Origin of the sequence: Micromonospora sp. NPDC047762 (genome assembly GCF_043204655.1) — a bacterium.
Taxonomy (GTDB): domain Bacteria; phylum Actinomycetota; class Actinomycetes; order Mycobacteriales; family Micromonosporaceae; genus Micromonospora.
Genome location: NZ_JBIDCQ010000006.1, coordinates 418,510 through 441,537, shown reverse-complemented (window position 1 = coordinate 441,537; position 23,028 = coordinate 418,510). Strand labels below are relative to the sequence as shown.

General features: G+C 70.8%; 21 protein-coding genes and 1 pseudogene. 13 read left to right on the top strand and 9 right to left on the bottom strand.

Annotated elements, in window-relative coordinates:
- Positions 1-2: 2 nt before the first annotated feature.
- A complete protein-coding gene (locus ACGF3C_RS21245) occupies positions 3-1,805 on the bottom strand; it encodes an acyl-CoA dehydrogenase (RefSeq protein ID WP_393224415.1) in 1,803 nt (600 codons plus the stop codon).
- A gap of 155 nt (positions 1,806-1,960) precedes the next feature.
- Between ACGF3C_RS21245 and ACGF3C_RS21240 the strand changes: the two genes are divergently transcribed.
- The 4 genes from ACGF3C_RS21240 (at position 1,961) to ACGF3C_RS21225 (ending at position 4,953) form a co-directional block, all read left to right on the top strand.
- Positions 1,961-2,383, top strand: a complete 423-nt coding sequence (locus tag ACGF3C_RS21240; RefSeq protein WP_393224412.1) for an MmcQ/YjbR family DNA-binding protein — start codon at positions 1,961-1,963, stop codon at positions 2,381-2,383.
- A gap of 129 nt (positions 2,384-2,512) precedes the next feature.
- Positions 2,513-3,478 (top strand): SMP-30/gluconolactonase/LRE family protein, encoded by a 966-nt coding sequence (locus tag ACGF3C_RS21235; RefSeq protein WP_393224410.1) that lies wholly within the window; start codon positions 2,513-2,515, stop codon positions 3,476-3,478.
- A gap of 100 nt (positions 3,479-3,578) precedes the next feature.
- Positions 3,579-4,178: a DUF4291 domain-containing protein gene (locus tag ACGF3C_RS21230; RefSeq protein ID WP_393224407.1), complete on the top strand. Its 600-nt coding sequence runs from the start codon at positions 3,579-3,581 to the stop codon at positions 4,176-4,178.
- Between the two features lie 79 nt (positions 4,179-4,257).
- Positions 4,258-4,953: an alpha/beta fold hydrolase gene (locus ACGF3C_RS21225; RefSeq protein WP_393224404.1), complete on the top strand. Its 696-nt coding sequence runs from the start codon at positions 4,258-4,260 to the stop codon at positions 4,951-4,953.
- A gap of 48 nt (positions 4,954-5,001) precedes the next feature.
- Here ACGF3C_RS21225 and ACGF3C_RS21220 read toward each other — a convergent pair whose 3' ends face one another.
- The 3 genes from ACGF3C_RS21220 to ACGF3C_RS21210 form a co-directional block, all read right to left on the bottom strand.
- Positions 5,002-6,282, bottom strand: coding sequence for an MFS transporter (locus tag ACGF3C_RS21220; protein ID WP_393224401.1), 1,281 nt, complete (start codon positions 6,280-6,282; stop codon positions 5,002-5,004).
- Positions 6,279-6,875 (bottom strand): ArsR/SmtB family transcription factor, encoded by a 597-nt coding sequence (locus ACGF3C_RS21215; protein WP_393224398.1) that lies wholly within the window; start codon positions 6,873-6,875, stop codon positions 6,279-6,281. The genes ACGF3C_RS21220 and ACGF3C_RS21215 overlap by 4 nt, the downstream gene beginning before the upstream one ends.
- 63 nt (positions 6,876-6,938) lie before the next feature.
- Entirely contained in the window at positions 6,939-8,522 is a 1,584-nt protein-coding gene (locus ACGF3C_RS21210) for an LLM class flavin-dependent oxidoreductase (RefSeq protein WP_393224395.1), read from the bottom strand.
- 114 nt (positions 8,523-8,636) lie between these two features.
- On the opposite strand from ACGF3C_RS21210, the gene ACGF3C_RS21205 reads away from it, so the two are divergent.
- Complete coding sequence (locus tag ACGF3C_RS21205; RefSeq protein ID WP_355010022.1) at positions 8,637-9,239, top strand: MarR family winged helix-turn-helix transcriptional regulator; 603 nt, start codon at positions 8,637-8,639, stop codon at positions 9,237-9,239.
- Between the two features lie 93 nt (positions 9,240-9,332).
- Here ACGF3C_RS21205 and ACGF3C_RS21200 read toward each other — a convergent pair whose 3' ends face one another.
- Together ACGF3C_RS21200 and ACGF3C_RS21195 are read right to left on the bottom strand one after the other, a co-directional pair.
- Positions 9,333-10,844 (bottom strand): phosphoesterase, encoded by a 1,512-nt coding sequence (locus tag ACGF3C_RS21200; RefSeq protein ID WP_355010023.1) that lies wholly within the window; start codon positions 10,842-10,844, stop codon positions 9,333-9,335.
- A gap of 234 nt (positions 10,845-11,078) precedes the next feature.
- Positions 11,079-11,741 carry a hypothetical protein gene (locus tag ACGF3C_RS21195; RefSeq protein WP_393224391.1) on the bottom strand — a complete coding sequence of 221 codons (663 nt, stop codon included), beginning with the start codon at positions 11,739-11,741 and terminating at the stop codon, positions 11,079-11,081.
- Between the two features lie 426 nt (positions 11,742-12,167).
- On the opposite strand from ACGF3C_RS21195, the gene ACGF3C_RS21190 reads away from it, so the two are divergent.
- Positions 12,168-13,130, top strand: a complete 963-nt coding sequence (locus ACGF3C_RS21190; RefSeq protein ID WP_357224184.1) for an AraC family transcriptional regulator — start codon at positions 12,168-12,170, stop codon at positions 13,128-13,130.
- A 39-nt stretch (positions 13,131-13,169) separates the two neighbouring features.
- Here the strand turns inward: ACGF3C_RS21190 and ACGF3C_RS21185 are convergent, their stop codons facing one another.
- Positions 13,170-14,558: a PLP-dependent aminotransferase family protein gene (locus tag ACGF3C_RS21185; RefSeq protein WP_357224180.1), complete on the bottom strand. Its 1,389-nt coding sequence runs from the start codon at positions 14,556-14,558 to the stop codon at positions 13,170-13,172.
- Between ACGF3C_RS21185 and ACGF3C_RS21180 the strand changes: the two genes are divergently transcribed.
- The 3 genes and pseudogenes from ACGF3C_RS21180 to ACGF3C_RS21170 all read left to right on the top strand — a co-directional run bounded on the left by ACGF3C_RS21180 (position 14,557) and on the right by ACGF3C_RS21170 (position 17,964).
- On the top strand, positions 14,557-15,513 hold the full coding sequence (locus tag ACGF3C_RS21180; RefSeq protein WP_357224177.1) for a DMT family transporter: 957 nt from the start codon (positions 14,557-14,559) through the stop codon (positions 15,511-15,513). The genes ACGF3C_RS21185 and ACGF3C_RS21180 overlap by 2 nt on opposite strands.
- A 159-nt stretch (positions 15,514-15,672) precedes the next feature.
- A pseudogene (locus ACGF3C_RS21175) lies at positions 15,673-16,755 on the top strand (IS701 family transposase); the annotation flags it as partial.
- A 321-nt stretch (positions 16,756-17,076) separates the two neighbouring features.
- Positions 17,077-17,964: a GNAT family N-acetyltransferase gene (locus ACGF3C_RS21170; protein WP_357224174.1), complete on the top strand. Its 888-nt coding sequence runs from the start codon at positions 17,077-17,079 to the stop codon at positions 17,962-17,964.
- A gap of 224 nt (positions 17,965-18,188) precedes the next feature.
- On the opposite strand, the gene ACGF3C_RS21165 is transcribed toward ACGF3C_RS21170, so the two are convergent.
- Positions 18,189-18,584: a helix-turn-helix domain-containing protein gene (locus ACGF3C_RS21165; RefSeq protein ID WP_357224213.1), complete on the bottom strand. Its 396-nt coding sequence runs from the start codon at positions 18,582-18,584 to the stop codon at positions 18,189-18,191.
- 95 nt (positions 18,585-18,679) lie between these two features.
- Between ACGF3C_RS21165 and ACGF3C_RS21160 the strand changes: the two genes are divergently transcribed.
- Together ACGF3C_RS21160 and ACGF3C_RS21155 are read left to right on the top strand one after the other, a co-directional pair.
- On the top strand, positions 18,680-19,537 hold the full coding sequence (locus tag ACGF3C_RS21160) for an SDR family oxidoreductase (protein WP_357224172.1): 858 nt from the start codon (positions 18,680-18,682) through the stop codon (positions 19,535-19,537).
- A 170-nt stretch (positions 19,538-19,707) separates the two neighbouring features.
- Positions 19,708-20,169 (top strand): GNAT family N-acetyltransferase, encoded by a 462-nt coding sequence (locus tag ACGF3C_RS21155; protein ID WP_357224170.1) that lies wholly within the window; start codon positions 19,708-19,710, stop codon positions 20,167-20,169.
- A 202-nt stretch (positions 20,170-20,371) separates the two neighbouring features.
- On the opposite strand, the gene ACGF3C_RS21150 is transcribed toward ACGF3C_RS21155, so the two are convergent.
- The gene (locus ACGF3C_RS21150) at positions 20,372-21,070 is read right to left on the bottom strand and encodes a TetR/AcrR family transcriptional regulator (RefSeq protein WP_393224385.1); all 699 of its coding nucleotides are present in this window, start codon (positions 21,068-21,070) and stop codon (positions 20,372-20,374) included.
- A gap of 64 nt (positions 21,071-21,134) precedes the next feature.
- Between ACGF3C_RS21150 and ACGF3C_RS21145 the strand changes: the two genes are divergently transcribed.
- Positions 21,135-21,971: an alpha/beta fold hydrolase gene (locus ACGF3C_RS21145; protein WP_393224382.1), complete on the top strand. Its 837-nt coding sequence runs from the start codon at positions 21,135-21,137 to the stop codon at positions 21,969-21,971.
- 94 nt (positions 21,972-22,065) lie between these two features.
- Positions 22,066-23,010 carry an ion transporter gene (locus tag ACGF3C_RS21140; RefSeq protein WP_357229844.1) on the top strand — a complete coding sequence of 315 codons (945 nt, stop codon included), beginning with the start codon at positions 22,066-22,068 and terminating at the stop codon, positions 23,008-23,010.
- Positions 23,011-23,028 lie beyond the last annotated feature (18 nt).

The following is a 23,028-nucleotide window of genomic DNA, read 5'->3' as shown; positions in this document are numbered from 1 at the left end:
GGTCAGAACCAGTCCGGGCGCATGTCGAGCGTGGTCCGGTCCCGGCTGTCCAGCAGGTCGAACTGCGGGCCGGTCCGGGGCAACTCGACGGTGAAGAAGTAGCGGGCGGCCTGCCGCTTGCCGGCGTGGAACGCGTCGCCGGCGCCTTCCGGCGGCAGCACCAGCACCTGCTCCAGCCACATCCACGCGATCACCACGTGCCCGACGGCCTCGAGGTAGGCGCTGGCGTTGGCCAGCGCGAGCACCGGGTCACCGTCAGCCCACAGTCGACGGGTGACAGCGGTGACCCGGTCCACCGCGGCGGCCAGCCGCTCGGCCAGCTCGGACGCCTCTCCCCCGACCTTGCGGGCCCGCTCGACCGTGTCACCGATCGTGGTGGTCAGCAGGGTGAGACCTGCGCCGCCCTGCATGACCATTTTGCGCCCCAGCAGATCCAGTGCCTGGATGCCGTGGGTGCCCTCGTGGATCGGGTTGAGCCGGTTGTCCCGGTAGTGCTGCTCCACGTCGTGGTCGCGGGTGTAGCCAGCGCCCCCGAGCACCTGGATCGCCAGGTCGTTGGCCGCCAGGCACCACTGTGACGGCCAACTCTTGGTGATCGGGGTGAGCACGTCCAGCAGCAGGTGCGCGCGCTCGCGGTCGGCCTCGGCCGGTGCGGTCCTCTGCTCGTCGAGCAACCGGGCGCAGTAGAGCACCAGCGCCAGCGCCCCCTCCACGTAGCTCTTCTGGGCCAGCAGCATCCGTCGTACGTCAGGGTGGTCGATGATCGGCACCTGCGCGGCGGCCGGGTCCTTCGCGCCGACCGGCCGGCCCTGCGGCCTCTCCTTCGCGTACGCCAGGCTCTTCAGATAGCCGGTGTAACCCAGCGCGGTGGCGCCCGCCCCGACCCCGATCCGGGCCTCGTTCATCATGTGGAACATCTGCGCCAGACCCTGGTGCGGCGCGCCGACCAGGTGACCCACCGCTCCGGCGCGGCCGGCCGGGGTGTGCGCGCCGTCGCCGAAGCTGAGCAGGGTGTTGGTGGTGCCCCGGAACCCCATCTTGTGGTTCAACCCGGCCAGCGCCACGTCGTTGCGCTCACCGAGCGTCCCGTCCGGGCCGACCAGCACCTTCGGCACGATGAACAGCGAGATGCCCTTGACCCCGGGCGGCGCGCCCGGGATGCGCGCCAGCACCAGGTGGACGATGTTCTCGGCCAACTCGTGGTCACCACCGGAGATCCACATCTTGGTGCCGTGCAGCCGGTACGTGCCGTCCGCCTGCGGCTCGGCGCGGGTGGTGATGTCGGCCAGCGAGCTGCCGGCGTGCGGCTCGGACAGGCACATGGTGCCGAAGAATCGGCCGTCCAGCATCGGCCGGACGTAGGTGTCCACCTGCTCGGGGCTGCCGTGGGCCAGCAGCAGGTTGGCGTTGCCCAGGGTGAGGAACGGGTACGCCGAGGTGGCCACGTTGGCAGCCTGGAACCAGGTGAAGCACGCCGCCGCGACGGCGTGCGGCAGTTGCAGGCCACCGACACTGGCGTCCAGCCCGGCGGTGAGCAGGCCCGTCTCGGCGAAGCTGTCCAACGCGGCACGGATCTGCGGGATCAGCCGCACCCGCTGCCCGTCGAAGGTGGGCTCGGCCAGGTCGGCGGCGCGGTTGTGCGGGGCGAACTGCTCGGTGGCCACCTGTTCGGCGAGATCCAGGGCGTCGTCGAAGGTCTCCCGGGAGTGCTCGGCGTAGCGGGGGCGCTCGACGAGCTCGGACACCCGCAGCCACTCGTGCAGCAGGAAGTCGAGGTCACGGCGGGAGAGCAGGGTGGACGGCACGGCACTCCTCAGCGGGCACGGGCGGCTGGTTGGGCCAAGGCGACGGCCCACTGTCGCCCCGGCCCATCCTGGCGGATCGGCAGGGCGCGCACCACCGGGCGGGGTGGGGTTCGACGAGCGGAACTTGTCACACCGTACGGCTAGCGTCGTTGCCCGTGACCGCACCCGGAGACGTCCCGCCCGAGGTCCTCGACCGGCTACGGCCGATCTGTCTCGGCCTGCCGGAGACCTACGAGGAGCCTGCCTGGGTGGGCACCCGCTGGCGGATTCGCAAGCGGACCATCGCCCACGTGCTCACCGTCGACCCCGATCGCCAGCCGGTGCACGCACGGGCCGCCGCACTCGACCAGCCCGCCTGCCTGCTGACCTTCCGGTCGCCACTCGACGAGATCGCCGGGCTCCTCGCCACCGGGCACCCCTTCTACAAACCGGACTGGAGCCCGACCGTGGTGGGCATGGTCCTGGACGACAACACCGATTGGGAGGAGGTGGGTGAGTTGCTCACCGAGAGTTACTGCGTGATGGCTCCGAAGCGGCTCGCCGCCCGGGTCGGCCCCCCGGCACCGCAGATGCGCTGAGCACGGCGGCGGCTTCAACCGGCGGTTTCGGCCGGCACGCTGCGGGGATACCGCGCGATGTTGTCGCTGCCCACCGAACAGGACCACCGTTTGACGCCGGTGTTCCAGGAAGACCGGGTGTGCACAGGCGTGACCACTGTGCGGGGGCGGGTGTTCCTGAGCTACCCGTCGGCGGATCGGCTCGGCGTGCAGGTGGCGGAGGCGCTGCCGGACGGGCGTCGTGTCCCGTACCCCGATGTCGCCTGGAACCGTCCCGACCAGCCGCCGGACGGGGCGTTCGTGCACGTCAACGGGTTGCGCGCCGGCCCGGACGGCCGGTTGTGGATCGTCGACTCGGGTTCGCCGCGGATCGGCGGCGCGCAGGTGCCGGGCGGCGCTCGGCTGATCGTTGTCGACCCGGACGACGACCGCGTGGAGCGGGTCTACCACCTCGACGAGGCGGTGCACCCGGGCAGCTACGTCGACGACGTCCGCTTCAACGGCCGGGTGGCGTATGTCAGCGACGCCGGGGCGGCGGGCCTCATCGTGCTCGATCTCGACTCGGGTCGGTCGAGGCGGGTGCTGGACGGGCATCCGAGCACGACGGGCGGCCCGGTGGTCGCCGACGGTCGCGTGCTGCGTGACCCGGACGGCGCCGAGGTACGCCTGCACCTGGACCAGTTGGAGGTGTCGCCGGACGGTCGCTGGCTCTACTACCAGCCGGCCTCCGGCGGAATGTCCCGGGTCGCCACCCGGTGGTTGGACGACCCGTCGGTGTCCCCCGACGAGCTGGCCCAGGCTGTCGAACGCTGGTGTGACACACCCAGCACCGGCGGCACGGCCATCGACGCCACCGGCACCATCTATCTCAGCGACCTGGAACGGCGGCGTCTCCTCGTCCTCGCACCCGACCGCAGCGTACGGACGCTCGTCGCCGACCCCCGACTGGCCTGGGTGGACGCGATGTGGCTCGACGCCGATGCCCGGCTCTGGATGCCGGCGGCCCAACTGCACCTGACCGCTGGGCTCAACGGCGGCGTCGCGGCCGTCGACTACCCGGCCCGGATCTACCGGATGCCCGTCGAGATCGGGCCGCCCGCCCGGGACCACGTCTGAGTGCTGAGTACGGCAGCCGCCGATCCGCACCGGGTTTCCCCCATCCTGGGGCGCGAAATTTCGGTGGAGAGGGTGCGGTCGGATGGGTCAAGATCGCAGGGTGTCCGTTCCCGCCCGTCAGATCCGTGCTCGTTTCTCTGCCGACACGATCACCGTGTACCAGGCGTACCCAGCGGAGATCGCGCTGCCGGCGGTGGCCGCTGGTCGCTTCGTGGCCCCCTTCAAGCGTGACCGGATGACCTGGATCAAGCCGTCGTTCCTGTGGATGATGTACCGCTGTGGTTGGGCCACCAAGCCTGGGCAGGAGCGCGTGCTGTCCATCGATATCACGCGGGAGGGCTTCGAGTGGGCGCTGGCGCGGGCCTGTCTGAGTCACTACGACCAGGGCCTGCACGGTGATCGGGCGACGTGGTCGCGGCAACTCAAGGCCAGCCCGGTACGGGTGCAGTGGGATCCGGAACGGACATTGCACCTGAGCGCGTTGCCCTACCGGTCCTTGCAGGTCGGACTGTCCGGCGAAGCTGTCGCCCGGTACGTCGACGGCTGGACGGTCAGCGTCACGGACATCACCCCCACTGTCGAGCGCGTACGGGAACTGGTGCGGGCACGGGACGTGCGAGCGGCCATGGACCAACTGCCGGTCGAACGAAGCTATCCCCTGCCGACGCAGATCGCTGCCCGGCTCGACGCCACCGCCTGACCATTCGCGGTCATCGGCCCAGGCACGCACCTGTCCTGACGTGTCGGCGCTGTCGCAGGGTGTCGCTAGGGTCCCGGCCATGGCTGATTTCGTGTTGGTGGCAGGGGCGTGGCTGGGGGCGTGGGCGTGGGACGAGGTGGTGCCGCCCCTGCGGGCGGCCGGGCACTGCACCCACCCGCTGACCCTCTCCGGCCTCGCCGACAAGCGGGGTGTCCCGGCCGGGCAGCAGACCCACGTGCAGGACATCATCGACGAGATCGAGCGCGGCGACCTGCACGATGTGGTGCTGGTCGGGCACAGCTACTCGGGCATTCCGGTGGGTCAGGCAGCCGAGCGGATCGGCGACCGGTTGAGCCGGGTGGTCTTCGTGGACTCCGAGGTGCCGGTCGACGGTGGGTCGTTCGCCTCCGGCTGGTGGCAGGGCCAGGCGGCGTTCGAGGCGCAGCTCGCCGACAATGGCGGCGACTGGGCGCCGCTCGGCGCGGCCGACTTCGATGGTCAGGGTCTCACCGACGAGCAGGTCGCCCGTCTGATCGAGGGTTCCACGCCACATCCGGGCGCGACGCTGACCGAGCCGGCCGTGGTGGGCCGGCCGCTGGGTGAGCTGCCGGCGACGTACGTCAAGTGCCTGCTCGACGGGCCCGAGCCCAACGACACGGTGGCCAAGCTGCTGACCAGTGACCAGTGGCGACTGGTCACCATGGACACGGGCCACTGGCCGATGTTCTCCCAGCCCACCGAGCTGGCCCGGATCCTGCTGGCGCAGACCGCCTGACGTGCGGTGTCCTGGGCCGCGGCCCTGGACACCGCGCCGCCTCGTCGATCAGGTCGCCGTTTCGTCGAGGGTGTGGATGTGGCGCACCGGTGACGCGATCAACCACAGCACGGCGAGCACGCCGCCGAGGCCGGCGATGGCCAGGGTGGGCCGCAGCCCGATGGTGGTGCCCAAGGTGCCGCCGACCAACGCGCCGAGCGGTCGGATGCCGTAGTTGACGGCGCTGTAGGCGCCGGCCCGGCGTCCCCGCGCGTCGTCGGGTGTCACGGCGGTGAGCAGGGCGTTGAGGTTCACGTCCATGAGCATCACCCCGATGCTGGAGACGAGCTCGATGGCCGCCAGCATCGCCACCTTCGTCCGGGTCGGTCCGGAGACCAGCGCAGTGAACGCCAGCGGCGCGGGGAAGAGCACCGCACCGATCATGGCGGTACGACCCAGGCCGATGGCGCGGGAGACCCGTGGTGCGAGCGCCGCTCCCGCGAAGCCGCCGAGCGCTCCGAACCCGAGGGCGATGCCGATCGCGCCGGCCGACAGGTTGAGTTCGCGGCTGGCGTAGAGCACCAGCAGCGCGCCGGCGATGAAGGTGAAGAAGTTGACAGTGCTGGTGCAACCGAGGGCGGCCCGCAGCACCGGGTGCCGCAGCACCAGCGTGAGCCCTTCGCGGACCAGGCCCAGCGTGGACGTTCGACGCGGCGGTGGCGGCGTCTCGGTCACCGGGATGCGGTGGAGCAGCAGCGCGGAGCCGAGGAACGACACCGCGTCGACGAGGATCGCGACCGGCGCGCTGAGGGCCTGGACGAGCCCGCCGCCGACGGCCGGGCCGGCGATGAACGACAGCGACCGGCTCATGCTCAGCTTGCTGTTCGCGTCCACGTACGCCGATCGCGGCACCAGCGCGACGAAGAACGCCTGACGCGCCATGGCGAACAGGACCGCTCCGAGGCCGGTGAGCAGTGCCACCAGGTAGAGCTGGGTGAGGGTGATCGCGTCGAACAGGTAGGCCACCGGCAGGCTGAGCAGCACCGCGGCGCGGACCAGGTCCGCGATGATCAGGAGTCGCCGCTTGTGGGTGCGCTGGTCGACCCAGGCACCGAGGAAGAGGCCCAGGAGGTTGGGCAGCCAGATCAGCGCGGTGAGGACGCTCACCTGAATGGGCGTCGCGGTGAGCAGGGTGACGGCGATCAGCGGCAGAGCCAGTTCGCTGATCCGGTCACCGAACTGGGAGATCGTTTCGCTGATCCAGAAGGTGCGGAACCGTCGGTCGCGGTGCAGGGCTGGCGGGGGCACGGCGCCGGTGGCGCTCAGGGAGCCGGTGCCGGTGGCGGTCATGACGTGGCCGCGTCGTCGTCGCCGGGCTCGGGCAGGAGGTAGCGCAGCATCCGGACGATCCGCGCGCCGTCCGGGGCCGACTCCTCCTTGCGCCGCACGTACGGGGCGATCAGCTCTTCGATCGACTCCTCCAGCTGGCGGAGCTCGTCGGCGGTGGCCACGAACCGGGTGTCGGCCATGCCGGCCAGCGCGCGCCACTCGGGGTCCAGCCGGGGCTCCTCGCGCAGCAGCCACTGCTGGGGCGCGTCGGCGTTGCGGGCGAACATCTCGCCGCGCAACTGCTGGCTGGCGGACTGCCCTTCGGCGCTGTCGGGCGCGGTGAAGCGGAAGCCCCGGGCGACGGCCTGCCACCAGCGTTCCCGCTTGCTGGTGGCGCCGTCCCAGTCGTTGACCAGTCCGAAGGTCGCGAGGTGTCGCAGGTGCCAGCTGACCACCGACGGTGTGGCGCCGACGTGCGGCGAGAGCCCGGTCGCCGTCGCCGGGCCGTGCCGCTGAAGGTGTTCGAGGATGGCCAGCCGCACCGGGTGGGCCAGCGCCCGTAGCGCCTGCGGCTCGGTGATCTCGAAATCCCCGTACGGATTCTTGAGAGACATGTTTCGAGAGTAGTCTCTCAGATTAGATCGGGGCAACCCCGAGCCGCCGTAGCGGCACGCTGATCAGGCGATACCCAGACGCGCCAACGGCTCGACCAGTTCCCGCTCCTCGTAGCTGAGGTGCGACAGGAGGGCGTCGGTCAGCAGGTCCACCGCGGCCCGCAGCTCGGCGAGCCCGTCCGGAGACCCGACGTACGCGACCAGGGCCCGATCGACACCCTCCAGCACGTCGTGGATGACGTGATGCTCCTGCTCCAGCCGGTCGACCACCGGGGCGAGTCGCGGGTCACGAGCCCGCAACCTGGGAAAGAGCGACTGGTCCTCGATCGTGTGGTGGGTGGTGACGATGCGGCAGTACGACTCGCAGTAGACGCCGAGGGTCCACCGGTTCTGCCGCATGGTCATCGTGTTGATGTGGGACCGGGCCGTACCGGCGTCGATCTCGCCGGCCGCCACCTGCTCGATCAGGTCGTGAATCTGGGTCAGCTCGGCGCGCAGCCCGTCGTGGACCTGTACCAGGTGCGCGCCGGTGGCCTGCTCCTGCGGGGTGTAGGTGCGCTCCGGGTCGGGCGCGGGCCCGGTCGGCCGGGCCGCCTCGTCCCACACCTGCCGCTCGCTTCGCCGTACGCCGTCGTCGGGGGTCGGCACCACGGCGAACGCACCACCGGTCGCGGTGGCCCGGCTCGCCCGGACCGCCGGCGCAGCGACCGGCTCCGGCTCCGGTTCTGGTTCCGGCGTACGTGCCGGAGCCGCGCCCCTGTCACGTTCGGCGGCGACGAGCTCGCGGACGGCGGGGGCCACCTCGCCGGCGAAGCGGCGCAGGTCGTCGGGGTCGTCGCTGCCCAGGATGAAGGTGCCGACTCCCTCCTCCAGCGCCAGCTCAGCCAACTCCTCGGCCCACTGCTCGGCGGGTCCGTTCAGCGGGCCGCGCCCGACGGCCGAGAACTCCCCGGCGATGTTGAGCAACCGACGCACGTCCTGCGGGGACCGGCCAGCCTGCTGCGCGGCGTCGTCGATGATCGCGTTACCCCTGGTCAGATCACCGGGCTGGAGGTAGCCCAGCGAGGGCAGCCAACCGTCGGCCCGACGACCGGTGAGCTGGAGCATCCGGGGCTTGTACGCGCCCAGCCAGATCGGCACCGCGTGGGCCGGAGCCGGACCGCGCTTGGCACCCACCACCCGGTAGAACTCGCCCTCGACCCGCACTCCGCCGCGCGTCTCGACGTCCCAGAGCTGACGGACGACCTCGATGGCCTCCTCCAGCGCCCGTACGCCCTGGCCGGGGGTCAGCCGCCGACCGCCCATCGCCTCGATGGCGTCCCAGAACGCCCCTGCCCCGAGGCCGAGGCCGACCCGGCCACCGCTGAGCAGATCCAGGCTGGCCACGCTGCGGGCGAGCACCGCCGGCGGGCGCAGCGGCAGGTTCGTCACGTTCGCCGCCAGGTGCACCCGGCTGGTGCGGGCCGCCACGAAGCTCAGCAACGTCCAGGTGTCGAGGAACGCCGGCTGGTACGGGTGATCCTGAAAGGTGACCAGGTCCAACCCGACCTGCTCGGCCAGGACGGCGACACCGACCGTACGGTCCGGATTGTCAGCGCTGGGCGTGACGAAGGAGCCGAAGACCAGGTCGTGGCCGTAGTCGCTCATCTGCGAGCCTCCCGATTTCCCCGACGCCTCGGTCGATGCGCCGTGGCCATAACCTTATGCCAGACAGAACATCTTCTGCCAACAAGGTCTGCCTCGCTGCGGTATTGTCGGGGGATGACGGGTGCCTCTCACCGGCCGGACCGGCCCGATCCGCTCGACGACGACCTGGGCTGGATGCTCGGCATCGTCTTCCGCGGCTACGTCCGGGCGGCCGAGCACGCGCTCACCGACTTCCCCGGTGGCCCGCGCGGCTACCAACTACTCACCGCGGCCAGCAACGGGCCGGCCCGAAACCAGGGCGCGATCGCCGAGGAGATCGGCATCGACCGCACCGTCCTCACGTACCTGATCGACGACCTGGAGCGGCCCGGGTTCGTCGCCCGGCGCGCGGACCCGGCCGACCGGCGCAACCGGCTCATCGAGGTCACCGACGCCGGCCGTGCCGCCTGGGAGAAGCGGCGGGTCGCACTGCGGCAGGTCGAGTCGCATCTGCTGGGGGCGCTCACCCCGGCCGAGTCGGCGACGCTGCGGTCACTGCTCCAGAAGGTCGCCTGCTCGGCCCAGGCGGCGGACCCGCTGCGTGACCTCTGCGAGGTGGTGACACAGGTGCAGGCCGACCCGGAGCCTGCCGCGCCCGCTGCACCTCGCAGCGGTGCCGCGGCGGCGCGGAGTGGGCGAACCGCCACTCCCCGAGCCCGCCGCAGCAGGCCCGACTGACCTGCGACTGCAGCGCAACGGGCCTGCCCCGCACCACCGGACGTCGTCCGTCGAGCGGTGCCGGACAGGCCCGCGATGTCGCTACCGCATCGGTCAGCGCACGTGCACGAAGACCGGGTTCGAGTAGAACCACAGGTCGTCCCACGGGCTCTCCAGCCCGTCGGCGAGCGGCTCGGCCTCGTCGGTGCTGGTGCCGCGCACCCGTGCGTAGGTGTCCGCCTCGACATTGCGCAGGGTGTGCCGGATGACGTAGCTGTCGCCCCGCCGACGCCAGTCCCGCGGGCCGAACCGGGCCGCCACAGTGGTGGTGGGATTGGTGTCGGCGTCCAGGCTGGCGCTCGGGCCGGTGATCTGGCCGACGATCAGGTCGACCCGGCGGACCTCGGGCCGGTCGCCGTTCGCGTTCACCCCACCCAGCGGGCGGAAGGTGATCTCGATCTCGACATCGGTACGGCTACGACGGCTCACCGTGATCGTCTCGCCGACCTCGGCGGTCCTGCCCTGGGACGTGGCGGTGACGTCGAGGCTGCGGATCAGGTCACCGGTGGTGACCCAGATCCGGCCGTTGCGCAGGCCGTCCATGATGTCGCCGTAGTCCTGGCGGGCGTGCACGTACGTCTTGCTGTACTCGCCGGGCCAGAAGTCGGAGCCGCCCCGGGTCCAGTGCACGTGCGAGTCCGAGGTCGCGGTGATCCACCAGCGCCGGCCCTCGCCGAGCAGTGAGTCCCACAGGCCGCCGACCCGGGCGGTCATCTGGTCGAAGCCGCCGTAGGTGGGGTGGTTGCCGTAGCCGCCCCGCTTGCCGCCGTTGAGCGGGCCGGCCTGGTGACCAGGCGCGCCCTCGAAGCCGATGTAGACGTCCGGCGCGGCGTTGTTGCCGTTGCGGAACTCGCGCGGGGTGTCCTGACCGTAGACGCCGAGACCGGGCGCCGAACGGGACGCGTGGTGGGCGATCACCAGCGGCTTGTGCGGCATGCCCCGGGCCACCTTGAGGAACTCCACCATCTTGGCCTCGGTGTCGCGGGCCGGGTCGGTGGGGAACGCGTCGTACTTGGCGAACCGGCTCTCCAGCTCGAAGAGCTGCTTCGCCTCGTCCTCGTGGCGCGGGATCATCAGCGTGTGGTGGTCCAGCGAGGGCGCGTCGAACTCCATGCCCCAGAACTGGAGCACCTCGGGGACCAGCTTGCGGGACCGCAGCAGGTCGGGGTACGCCTGCTCGATGTTCACCTTCGAGTGGGTCGGTCCACCGTGGTCGGTGCACATCGCCCAGGTCAGGCCGAAGTTCTTCGCCATGATGGCGTTGGTGACGATCGGGTAGACCGCGTCCGCGCCCTTGTGGAAGACGATCGGGGACTTCGTGGTGTCGAACTCGCCGCTGTACTCGGAGTGGATGTGGTGGTCGCCCGCACGCCACGCCCGGTTCTTGGAATTACCCCGGTCGGTCTTGTCGTCGTCACCCGGCCGGCGGTCCTCAGCGGCCCAGGCCGCGCCGGCACCGACCAGTGGGCTGGCCGCGGCCAGCGTCGCGCCGACGCCCGCGTACTTGACCAGCTTGCGCCGGGACAGCTGCGCGTGCTCGGTCTCTTCGGGATGCTTGTCTCTCACCTGAGAGCCTCTCCTCGATCAAGCGAATGCTCTTTCGATCAAGGAGCCTCGGAGAAGGCGGTGAACAGCCGCCGTACGCAGCGGGTGCGCGCGATGAACACCCTGCCCCGACCTGGCCGAGGCGCCGGCCGGTCAGCAGCGGGTCACCCCGTGATCGCGCGGTGTCCAGTCCGGCCCGGCCCCGGCGGGGCCGGGTCAGGGCGTTCGCCGACCGGTCCCCCGCCGACGGCCCGGTCAGATCCGGGCGCGCGGCAGCCAGCCCAGGAAACGGAGCCGGACCCGGGGCAACGGCATCGTGGGCAGGTCCTGAGCGGCGGCGACGAGGCAGGAGCCGAGATAGACCGCGAGTGAGGCGCGCGCTCCACCGAACTCGGCGAGCAGTTGGCTCTGCTTGGTGGCGCAGGGCCACTCGCGGCCGCATCCGGTGCAGGTCCAGCTCGGCGGGTTGGGGAGGTGCTCCGGCAGCTTGGCTCGCCGGTACCGACCGACGACGCTGTTGTCCGAGCGCACGTCGCGTCGCCGTGCCGCGGGACCTTCGTTGCGGTGGGCCACCGGACGGGTGCCGGGCAGGTAGCGCCCGACCGTGCCGAAGAGCACGCCGACGCGGATCAGGGCGTCCGGTCCGACGTGCTGGGTCAGCAACGCGGTCATCAGGTAGTGCCCGAGCAGGTCGAAGGCGTCACGGTGCAGACCCAGGTCCCGGCAGAGGTCGACGAACTCCGGCGTGGTCAACGGCACCCGGTCGTCGAGTGCGCGCCGCAGGACCTCCCGGAGCCCACGCCCGAGCCTCTCCAGCGCGTCCCCCTCGCCCAGGCCCAGGCTGTCCTCGTCCGCCACCCGGGCCAGCGCCTCGGCGACGGCCAGCCGAACGACGCGTTCAGGATCGGTACCGTCCAACGCTTCCCCCTCCGTGGGTCGGCCTCCCGGCAGTGAGCCGGTCGGTCATCCTCCGACGAATCATGAACAAGATTTCGCTGTCTGCCACGCGGGTGGCTAGGACAGCGGACGCAGAACCATGTGGCGCGCTAGCCGGAAAACGAAGTCGAGCTGCTGACACATCGCCGTGATTCGCAACACGGCACGTGGGTGATTGTCGTATGGTGACATTCCCATCTACGGATATTGCGTATCAGCATCAGTGAACGGTCCGACCAGATCCGACACGCTCAACCGGTCGCTGCCGTCCCGCTCGCGACGTTCCATCCCACCGCACCGCCGGCCAACGACGTGCCGGGTCACCGCCGAGCACCCCGGCACGTCCCGAACCTGCCGCCGGCAACCGTTCCAGCGCCCGGCGGCACCTCCACCCGACGGAGACAGCGGATGACGTCATCGCAAGTGCAGACCCACCAGTTCGACAGCCGTGATCCAACGGCCATCCAGGAATTCCTGTCCGACACGTACGACCCGAAACTGCGCATTCAGAGCAGGAACGGATACCGGCTCACCCACCACCGCGTCGATACCGGCCCCTTCGCCATCGCGACCACCCGACAGACCGGGCACCTCGAGATCGATGCCAGCACCCTCGGTGGGCTGGTCATCGGTCGCACCCGCACCGCACGCGTCGACCGCTCCTGCGCCGGATCGGACCACCGGTTCGGCCCCGGCGACGTTTTCCTCGTCACCAGGCCGCAGGAGCCATGCACCGTGCACTGGCATCCCGGTGAGGTGGAGCTCTGCGTACTGGACCTGTCGGTGCTGGAGCAGGTGGCCACCACCGCGCCGGCCCGCCGGCCCGGTCGGATCGAGTTCACCGAGCTCGGTGCCGCCAGCACTGCCCTCGCCCGGCAGTGGCGCAACACCACCAGCTTCGTCCGCGACGTCGTGTTGAACAGCCCGGCCGCCGGGGCACAGCCGCTGGTGATCGGCAACGCCGCCCGGATGCTGGCCGCGGCGGCGCTCGCGATCTTCCCCAACACCGCGTTCACCGAACCGACCGCAGCGGACCGGAACGACGCCACCACCGCCACGCTGCGACGGGCGATCACGTTCCTGGAGGAGCACGCCGACCGGAACATCAGCGCGGCCGACATCGCCAGCGCCGCCGGCGTCTCCCTCCGGGCGGTTCAACTCGCCTTCCGCCGTCACCTCGGGACCACCCCGATGGCCTACCTGCGTCGGGTCCGGCTCGTCCGAGCGCACCACGACCTGGTACGCGCCGACCCGCGCCAGGAGACGGTCTCGGCGATCGCCAGTCGGTGGGGATTCGCCAGCCACAGCAGGTTCACCGCGCGATACCACGCCAGCTTCGGTGTGCCGCCGCGCGAGACGCTGAATGCTTGAAACCCACGCACCGGACGTCACCAGCCAGGCGACCGGTGGTCAACCGAGGACGCGGGCGAGGCGTCGAACGGCCTCGTCCATGAGTTCGGGTGCGGCTGCCGCGTAGGTGAGGCGTAGGTGCGGGGCCGGGGGGTCGGCCGCGTACCACGGTCGGCCCGGGAAGACGGCGACCCCCTCGGCCGCCGCGGCAGCGGCCAGTGCCGCCTCGTCGGTGCCGGCGGCGAGGCGCACCCAGAGGTGCATGCCGCCACGTGGGATCGATTGGGGGGCAATGCCTGGCAGATGCCGGCGTAGCGCGGTCAACAACGCGTCACGGCGTATCCGGAGGGCTGTGCGCAGTGCCCGGCGATGCCGCGACCACGACGGAGAGGTGAGGAAGTCGATCGCCGCCTGTTGCAGTGGTCCGGCGACGAAGAAGTCGTCGAGCAGCCGGGCAGCGCGCAGTCGCGCTCCGGCCGGGCCGCGGGCTCCGATGGCGGCGACGCGCAGCCCGGGGGCGGTCGACTTGGTCAGTGAACGAAGGTAGATGACGTGACCGTCGGGATCATCGCTGGCCAGTGGTGGCGGAGCCGGATCGTCGATGGTGAGGTCACGGGCGTAGTCGTCCTCGATCAGGAACGCCCCGGCCTCGCGGACGACCTCGGCGACCTGCGCCCGGCGGTGCTCCGCCAGCGTCGCGCCGTGGGGGTTGGCGTACAGGGGCTGGCAGTAGAAGAGCCGGGCGTCGGTGCGGGCGAACGCGGCGGCGAGTTGGTCGGGCCGTACCCCGTCGGCGTCAGCGGGCACGGGCACCACCCGCAGCCCGGCCGCGCGGGCGGCGGCCAACGCACCCAAATAGGTCGGCGACTCGACGAGCAGGGCGTCGCCCGGCGCGGTGAGGGCCCGCAACGCGGACGACAGGGCGGCCTGCCCGCCGGGGCAGATCACCATGTCCTCGGCATGCAGCCCCGCCCCGGCCTCGCGGGCGAACCACGCGCGCAGGTCCGCGCGGCCCTCGACCGGCCCCCGCTGCCAGCTCGCGGGCTGGCGGGCGGCTCGGGTGAGGGCGGCTCCGAGCGCAGCGGCAGGCTGTAGGTCCGCGTCGAGGTAGCCACCGGACAGCGGGATCGTTCCGGCGGGCGTCAGCGCCAACAGCGCCTGCATCTCATCCTGACCGAACCGGCGGGGCCCGAGCGCGACGGTCTGCCAGGACAGGTCGGGTACGCCCGGCTCGTCCGGTGCAGTGGCCACAAAGGTGCCTCGGCCGGGTCGCGCCTCGACCAGCCCTTCGGCCGCCAACTGTCGGATGGCCTCGGCGACGGTGACCGGCGAGGCCTGGTGTCGGGCGGTCAGCTCTCGTACCGAGGGCAGCCGGGCACCGGGGCCTGCGACGGCAGCGAGGGTCCGCAGATCTTGGATAACGCGTTGGGCTGCGTTACCGTTTTCCATGAGGGACAAGAGTAGCGCTACTGCGGAAAACACGGTAACAGCGGACCGGCTCTCCGGGCTCGGTCTCGGCGCCCTGGGCGTGCTCGGCTTCAGCCTGTCACTTCCGGTCACCCGCATGGCCGTGCAGCAACTCGACCCGTGGTTCGTCGCCTTCGGCCGGGCTGTCGGCGCGGGGCTGCTGGCATGGGCGTACCTGCGTCTCACCGGCGCACCGCGGCCCACCCACGGTCAGTGGCGACGGCTGCCGGTCGTCGCTCTCGGGGTCGTCGTCGGCTTTCCCCTGTTCACCTCGATGGCGCTTCTCACCCAGACCTCGGCACACAGCGCGGTCGTCATCGCCGCGCTGCCCGCGATGACGGCCGTGTTCGCGGTGCTGCGGGCCGGCGAACGCCCACCGCCGCTGTTCTGGATCGTGAGCGCCGGCGGGCTGCTGGCGGTTCTCGCCTTTCTCGGCGCCAGTGGCGCGGTACGCGGTGCCATCACCCTGCCCGACCTGTTCCTGCTCGCGGCGGTCGTGCTCTGCGGCCTTGGCTACGCCGAGGGCGGCGCGCTCGCCCGCGAGTTGGGCGGCGCTCGGACGATTTGCTGGGCGTTGCTGCTCTCGCTGCCCATCACCGTTCCGGTCACGGCCGTTGCCGCCGCCGTCAGTCCGCCCCGGGCCGACGCTCTCGGCTGGTCGGCGTTCGGCTATCTCACCGGGGTCTCGATGTTCCTGGGCTTCTTCGCCTGGTACGCGGGCCTGGCCCGGGGCGGTGTAGCGCAGGTGGGCCAGGTCCAACTCGCCCAGCCGGTGCTGACCCTGGGATGGTCGGCGCTGCTGCTCGGCGAGGTGGTCTCCCCCGCCTCGATCGTGGCGGCGCTGGCGGTGCTGGGATGCGTCGTGGCGACCCAGCGCATCCGCCAGAGCCCACGGACGGACGCGACGCGACGCGAGGCCGGCGCGGGTTCGTCCTAGTACGGCAGCCGCCGTTCGAGATGTCGCTGCTCTGATGGGGTGGACGCGAGGCGGCCACAGCGTGATCGTCTGTGCGTTGTGGACACAACTTCAGATCTTGCGGTGGCCGCGTGCCACAGCGTAGTGGTTGGTCAATGGGAGCGGGTGCTGGCCGAGGTGCTGGGCTGCTTCGCGGGGCAGTTCGGGCGGGTGGAACCGCGTCGTGCGGCGGGACAGTTCGTGACTGGACTGCTCTCCGATCTTGAGCTCAAGACGTGCTGGCAGTTGGCCGAGCAAGCCGGGCATGCCCGGCCGGATGCGATGCAGCGACTGTTGTACCGGGCGGTGTGGGACGCCGACGCTGTCCGTGACGACCTGCGGCAACTGATCACCGGCCGGTTCGGTGGTCCGGATGCGGTCCTGGTCGTTGACGACACCGGTGACCTGAAGAAGGGCATGCACACGGTCGGGGTGCAGCGGCAGTACACCGGCACCGCGGGCCGGATCGAGAACAGCCAGGTCGGGGTGTTCCTGGGCTACGCCGGCGTCGACGGGCATACCCTGATCGACCGGCGGGTGTATCTGCCGGCGTCGTGGACCGACGACCGGGACCGCTGCCAGGCCGCCGGGGTGCCCGACGAGGTCGGGTTCGCCACCAAACCCGAACTGGCCGCCGAGATGATTACCGCCGCCCTGGACGCCGGAGTGCCGGCCGGCTGGGCCGCCGCGGACGAGGCTTACGGCAACAGCAGTGTCTTCCGCGCTGGCCTGCGCGAGCACGAGATCGGCTACGTCTTGGCGGTGTCCCGCAGCCACCTGGTCCCGCTCGACGGCGGCAAGACCCGCGTCCGCGCCGACCAGGTGGCCGCTGACCTACCCGCCACGGCATGGCAACGCCGATCGGCCGGCGCCGGATCCAAGGGACCGCGCTTCTACCACTGGGCCTGGCTCGACGACGTCTGGGACTGCTGCACCGACGCCGACCCCGACGACGACGGCCGACACAGCCTCTTGATCAGAAAGAACACCACCACTGGTGAGCTGGCTTTCTACCGTTGCTGGACGCCACGCCCAGCTACCCTCGCCCAACTCGTGCGGGTCGCTGGCATCCGCTGGACCGTCGAAGAAGCCTTCCAGGCCGCCAAGAGCCAGGTCGGCCTGGACCAGCACCAGGTCCGCCGCTGGGACTCCTGGCACCGCTTCACCACCCTCGCCCTGGCCGCCCTCGCCGTCCTGGCGATCTGCGCCGCCGACGCGGCCCGCCACCACCCTGCCGACACCGGACTGATCAAGCTGACGGTCAATGAAGTCCGCCGCCTGATCAATACCTGCATCATCCGCCCGATCAGCGACCTCGCCCACCGTTTGCACTGGTCACTGTGGCGGCGCCGGCATCAAGCCCAAGCCCGACGATCCCACTACACACGCCGCCTTAACCTCGTCACCAGTGGTTGTTCTTCGTCGTTCCGGATTGGCTTCCGACTGCCTGGGGACGACCTGGATACAGACATTCCGCGACCGTGACGAGCACCGGCTGCTTCGAAAATCGATGGTGCCAGGCCGCTCTTTGGGTTTGGGTGCACCATGAGCATCATTCTGAGCACCCCCAGCGTTGATGAGCTGTCACCAGCGGTGGACGCGCTCAAGCGGTGGCAGTACGACGGGGGACCGCTGCATCTGCATCCCGGCGATCTCGGCTGGCACTCGTCACGTGGTGCCGAGGCTACGGCGGCCGCCATCCGGATGTGGTTGCGCGACGGGGAGGTTCTCGCGCTCGGGCTGCTGGACGGCCCCGACCTGGTGCGCATGGCCGTCGCTCCCGACTGGCGTGATGACGAGGCACTGGCCCGCCAGCTCGCCGTTGATCTGGACGCCCCAGGGCGTGTCCTGGATCCCGACGGTGCGACCGTCGAAGCCCGAGGTGCGGAGCCTCTCACCCAGTTGCTGCTGAAGCGGGGTTGGGAGCGGGATGAGCCGTGGACAACGTTCCACCGCGGTCTCTCGGACCCGGTGAAGGACTGCGGTCTGCGCATCGAGACGATCGAACCCGATCGCGCCGAGGTGTGGGTCGCCGTCCACTGGTCCGCGTTCCGCGGCTCACCCTTCAGTGATGCCGACCGGCGCCGCACGGTCGGGCGTTGGCTCACCATGGCCGGTGGCCCGTTCTACGCCGACGCACGCTGCCTCGCCGCATTCGATCAGAACGACGACGCCGTGGCAGTCGCGGCTGTATGGTCAGCCGGCCCGGGGCGACCAGGACTGCTGGAACCGATGGGCGTCCACCGCAGTCACCGAGGCCATGGTTACGGCACGGCGATCACGCTCGCCGCCGCTGCGGCCCTTCGCGACATGGGTTCCTCCAGCGCGAGTGTGTGCGTGCAGAGTTCCAACGTCGGCGCCGTAGCTACCTACGCCTCGGCCGGCTTCACGCCGTCAGACGAGGTGGCCGATCTGCGCCGCGGTTCCCGGTGAATACCGCGACGCCGCCGACCAGGACCTGGCCGACACCGCACTGATCAAGCTCACGGTCAACGAGGTCCGCCGCCTGATCAACATCTGCCTCATCCGCCCGATCAGCGACCTCGCCCTCCGTTTGCACTGGTCAGGTTGGGCGACGCCAGCATCAAGCCCGAGCCCACTACACACCCCGGCTCAACCTCGAACCTCAGCCATGATCCCAAACGGCGGCTGTCGTACTAGCCCCGGTCGCGCTCGTGGCTGTCGCGGGCGGTCTGCAACTCGGGCACCGAGGCCTCCAGCAGATCGGCGAGGCCACGCAGTTGCTCGGCGACCCGGGCACCGAGGGGGGTCAGGGAGTATTCGACGCGGGGTGGGATCGCGGTGAGCACCTCGCGGGTGAGCATCCCGTCGCGTTCGAGGGTCTGCAGGGTCTGGGAGAGCATCCGCTCGCTGACCCCGTCGATGCGCCGACGCAGAGCGTTGAAGCGGTAGCGGCCCTCTCCGAGCGCCAACAGGGCCAGCGAGGCCCACTTCGAGGTGACGTCCTCGAAGGCCGCGCGGGAGGTGCAACCCCGGGCGAAGACATCGCTGACGAATTCCTGGGTAGGCCCCGCCGGGTCCCGGGCCGGCATGTCGCTCACCTCACCAGCCTAACCCACGCTGCCCGTCGGTTAGTGCTGTAGGTTCGTAAGTGCCTGCTGATCTGTCACTACCTCCGGAGGTTCCCATGCCCACCTATGCCGTCACCGGCGCCACCGGCCGGCTGGGCCGCCTGGTGATCGGGCAACTGCTCGACAACGGGGTACCCGCCACCGACATCGCCGCCATCGTCCGCAGCCCGGAGAAGGCCGCCGACCTGGCCACGCGCGGCGTCGAGATCCGCAAGGCCAACTACGACGACCCGTCGACGCTGCCCGGAGCCGTGGCCGGCGTACGCCGCCTGCTGCTCATCTCCGGCGACACTCCCGGTCAGCGCGTCGCGCAGCACACCGCGGTCATCGACGCCGCCAAGCTCGCGGGCGTCGAGCGTCTCGTCTACACGAGCATCCTGAGGGCCGACACCACCGCGAACCCACTCGCCCCTGAGCACAAGGCCACCGAGGAGGTGCTCGCCGCGTCCGGCCTGGCCTACACCGTGCTGCGCAACAGTTGGTACACCGAGAACTACACCGACCAGCTACCGCAGTACCTGGGGTCCGGCACGATCCTCGGCGCCACCGGCGGCAGCAAGATCTCCGCCGCGACCCGGGCCGACTACGCGGGGGCGGCCGTGGCCGCGCTGACCCGGGATGAGGACGGCAACGCCGTGTACGAACTGGGCGGTACGGCGTTCACCTTCGACGAGCTGGCCGAAGCCGTCACCGAGGTGACCGGCACCACTGTCGTTCACCAGGACATGTCCGCCGCCGAGCTGGCCTCGGCCCTGGAGAACGTCGGCCTGGACGCGGGCACCGCCGGTTTCGTCGCCGCGCTCGACCAGTCCATCGCCGACGGCGAGCTGGCGACCGACAGCGACGACCTGAGCCGGCTGATCGGCCGACCGAGCACCCCACTGCGCGACGCCGTCCGGGCGGCGCGGGCCTGACCGGGGTCATCGCCGAAGCGGGCGGCGGTGGCAGGTCGCCGTCGCCCGCCACCCGGTGACCGTATCCTCGGCGCCATGGTGAGGCACATCGACAGCCGGCTCTCCCGGTACGCGGGGCAACGACGTCGGCATTCCGCGCCGTCCGATCTGGACAGTCTGGCGTCGACTCGGTGAGCGGCGACGTCGTCATCCGCGCCGCCGTGGCGCAGGACGACCCCGAGCTGGTCTTCGACGTGCTGTGGCAGCTCGCTCCGGACGACGCACGGCCGCACGCCGACCGGCTCGCCACCGCCTGGCGTGACCTGCACGCCCAAGCTGGCCGCCGCCTCCTGCTGGCAGTTGCCGGGGACACCTTCGTGGGCACGCTGGACACCGTCGTCGTCCCCAACCTCACCCACGGGGCGCGACCGTACATGGTGGTGGAGAACGTGGTGGTCACGTCCGACTGGCGTCGTCGTGGAGTCGCCCGGGCCCTCATGCTGGCGGCGCTCGACGAGGCGACGGCGGCCGGCTGCTACAAGGTCCAACTGGTGTCGAACGCCGCGCGTACCGACGCCCACCGGTTCTACGCGTCCCTCGGGTTCGCGCAGTCCGCCCTCGGCTACCGCCGATACCTCACCACCACGACGTGACGCCGACCGCCACCCCGCCCCGGCCGACTACTCCGCCTTGTCCTGCTCCTCGGTGAGCTCGGCCAGGACGGCGCAGGTCGGCAAGATCAGGGTCGGACATCGCGCACCTCTTCGCGGCTGGTCCCGCTCACCGTCGAGAACCTAGACCAGCGGGCGTCGCGGTGGCGGACGAACGACTGACACCGCCCGTACGCCGAACCGCTCAGCCCGACTCGGTCGACTCCACGACCAGCAGGCCGGTGAGCAGACCGCGCAGGGTCCGCTCGACGAGGTCCGCCCGGGGCGGTGGTCCGGCGGGCTGGCTGAACGCCGCGACGAGGTGCGGGTACGTCGTGAGGTCCATCCCGGCGAAGCTGAACGTCCCAGCCGCGGATTCGCGGCGGGCGAAGAGGCTCACCACGCCTGTCATCATCGCGATGGCCTCGAACTTGGCGGTCACCGGGCAGCGCACCGGCTCCAGGACCCTTATGCAGTTGTCGAACCAGGCCAGGCTCTCCGGGCCGGCGCCCGAGGGCCGATGGATCACGTCGGGCAACCACGGGTGGGCACCGAACAGCGCCAACTGCCGTCGCCCCAGCAGCACCATCGTTTTCAGCCAGTCGCCTTCCACCTGCGGGTACGGGCGCAGCTCCCCCACCGCCCGATCGGTCATCAGGTCCAACAGGTCGTCGCGGGACGACAGGTAGCGGTAGAGGGACCCGGCACCGGTGCCGAGCGAGGCGGCCACCGCGCGCATCGACACCGCCGCCAGCCCTTCGGCGTCGGCCAGGGCGAGGGCGGCCTCCACGATGGCGTCCCGACTGTGTGCCGGGGCGGGGCCACGGCTGCCGCGTTCGGGTCTGCTCCAGATCGACTGTGGCTCGGGGCCGCCGTCGCCGGTACTCGCGGGTGCGTCGCTCACTGACCTACTGTAAACTGCGAACTTCGTTTGCAGTTGTTTGTCGGCGGGAGAAGGTGGACCAGACATGGAGCAGGTCACAGCACGGGACGGCGCGACGATCGTGCTGCACTCAACCGGGACGGGGCCGGGGATCGTCGTGGTGCACGGCGGCGGCGTGACGATCGACGTCTACCGGCGGCTGGCCGCGGCACTCGCCGACCGGTTCAGCGTTCACCTCTACAACCGACGGGGACGGGCCGACGCGCCACCGAGGGCGATGCCCTACACCGCAGATCAGGAGGTCGACGACCTCGCCGCCGTGCTGGAGCACACCGGGTCCGGCAACGTCATCGGCCACAGCGGCGGCGGTTTCCTGGCGCTCGAAGCCGCGCTCCGACTGCCGATCGACCGGCTCGCCCTCTACGACGCCGCCGTCTCGATCGACGGCAGCTTCCCGTCGGGCTGGCTCGCGCCGGCCCGGGCGGCGGCACGGGCCGGCGACACCGCCCGCAGCCTCGCCATCACGACCGCCGGGATCAACTCGCAGATGGCGGCGGCGAAACTCCCACTCGGCATTCGGACCGCGATCATCCGCGCGTTCCTGCGTACGCCGATCGGCCGGACCATGGGCGAGCTGCTGCCGACGACGCTGGACGAGGCGGCGCTGATCCTGGCGCACGACGGCCCGGCCACCCGGTGGGCCGGGGTGCGCGCCGAGGTGCTGCTGGCCTGCGGGGCCGACGGCCCGCCCTACTACGTGCACCAGAACGAGGCGCTGGCCCGCGCGCTGCCGCACGCCCGGACCCTGACCATCCCGCGCAGCGGGCACGACGCCATCAACCGGGCGCACCCGAGAACAGTCGAACCACTCGCCGCCTTCTTCGCCGCGCCCGTGACGACAGAGCGGACGCCCCACTCCTGAGCGGTCGCGCGACCTCCACCGTCTTGATCTTGGCTAGGCTGGTGGGCATGCCCGCACACCATTCGCACCGCCACACGATCGAGCCGGCCGACTGGTGAGTGACGCACCCGTGCCCGCCCCCCGGGGTGGGCCGTCCACACCGGGCCCGCGCTCGGGATGGGCCGACCGGTGCGACCAGCTCGCCCGGTCCCGCCCCTTCGAGATCGCCATCGTCGTGGTCATCCTCGCCAACGGCATCGTGCTCGGCCTGGAGACGTACGACGACCTGAGCCCGGCGGGCACCGTGCTGCACGGGCTGGAGCTGTTCTTCCGAGCCGTCTTCGTCGTCGAGATCGCCATCCGGTTGGCGGCGTACGGCAGACGCCCGCAGGACTTCTTCCGGCACGGCTGGAACGTCTTCGACTTCGTGGTGATCGCGGCGATCTTCATTCCGGGCCTGCACGGCGACCCGGCGCTGCTACGGGTCGTCCGGGTCGTCCGCATGGTCCGCCTGGTGCGGTTCTCGCCAGGTCTGCGGACCATCGTCTCCGCGCTGTGGCGCAGCCTGCCGGGCGTCACCGGGTTCTTCGCCCTGGCCGTGGTGACGCTCTACGTCTACGGGATGGCCGGCTGGCTCATCTTCGGCAACAGGTATCCGCAGGAGTACGGCGACATCGGCCGGTCACTGCTGACGTTGTTCGTGCTGTTGTCTCTGGAGACGCTGCCGGACCTCATCGAGCAGGGCATGGCGATCTCACCGTGGACACTGCTCTACTACGTCAGCTACGTGGTCATCACCGTCAACCTGCTGCTCAACATCCTCATCGCGGTCATCGTGAACTCCATGGAGGAGGCCCGCCGGCTGGAGATGACCGAGCGACTGGCCCCCGGATACGACGAGGACGGCGACGGCGTACCGGACGAGGTGGACCGGATCGCGCTCACCCAACGACTGGACGATCTGCGGGCGGTCATCACCGAGTTGGAACGCGAGTTGCGCATCGACCGCGACGACGGGCACGGCCGATCCCACCGGGACAACGCCCGCGCCAGACGGTGATTCGACGGTCGCGCTGCG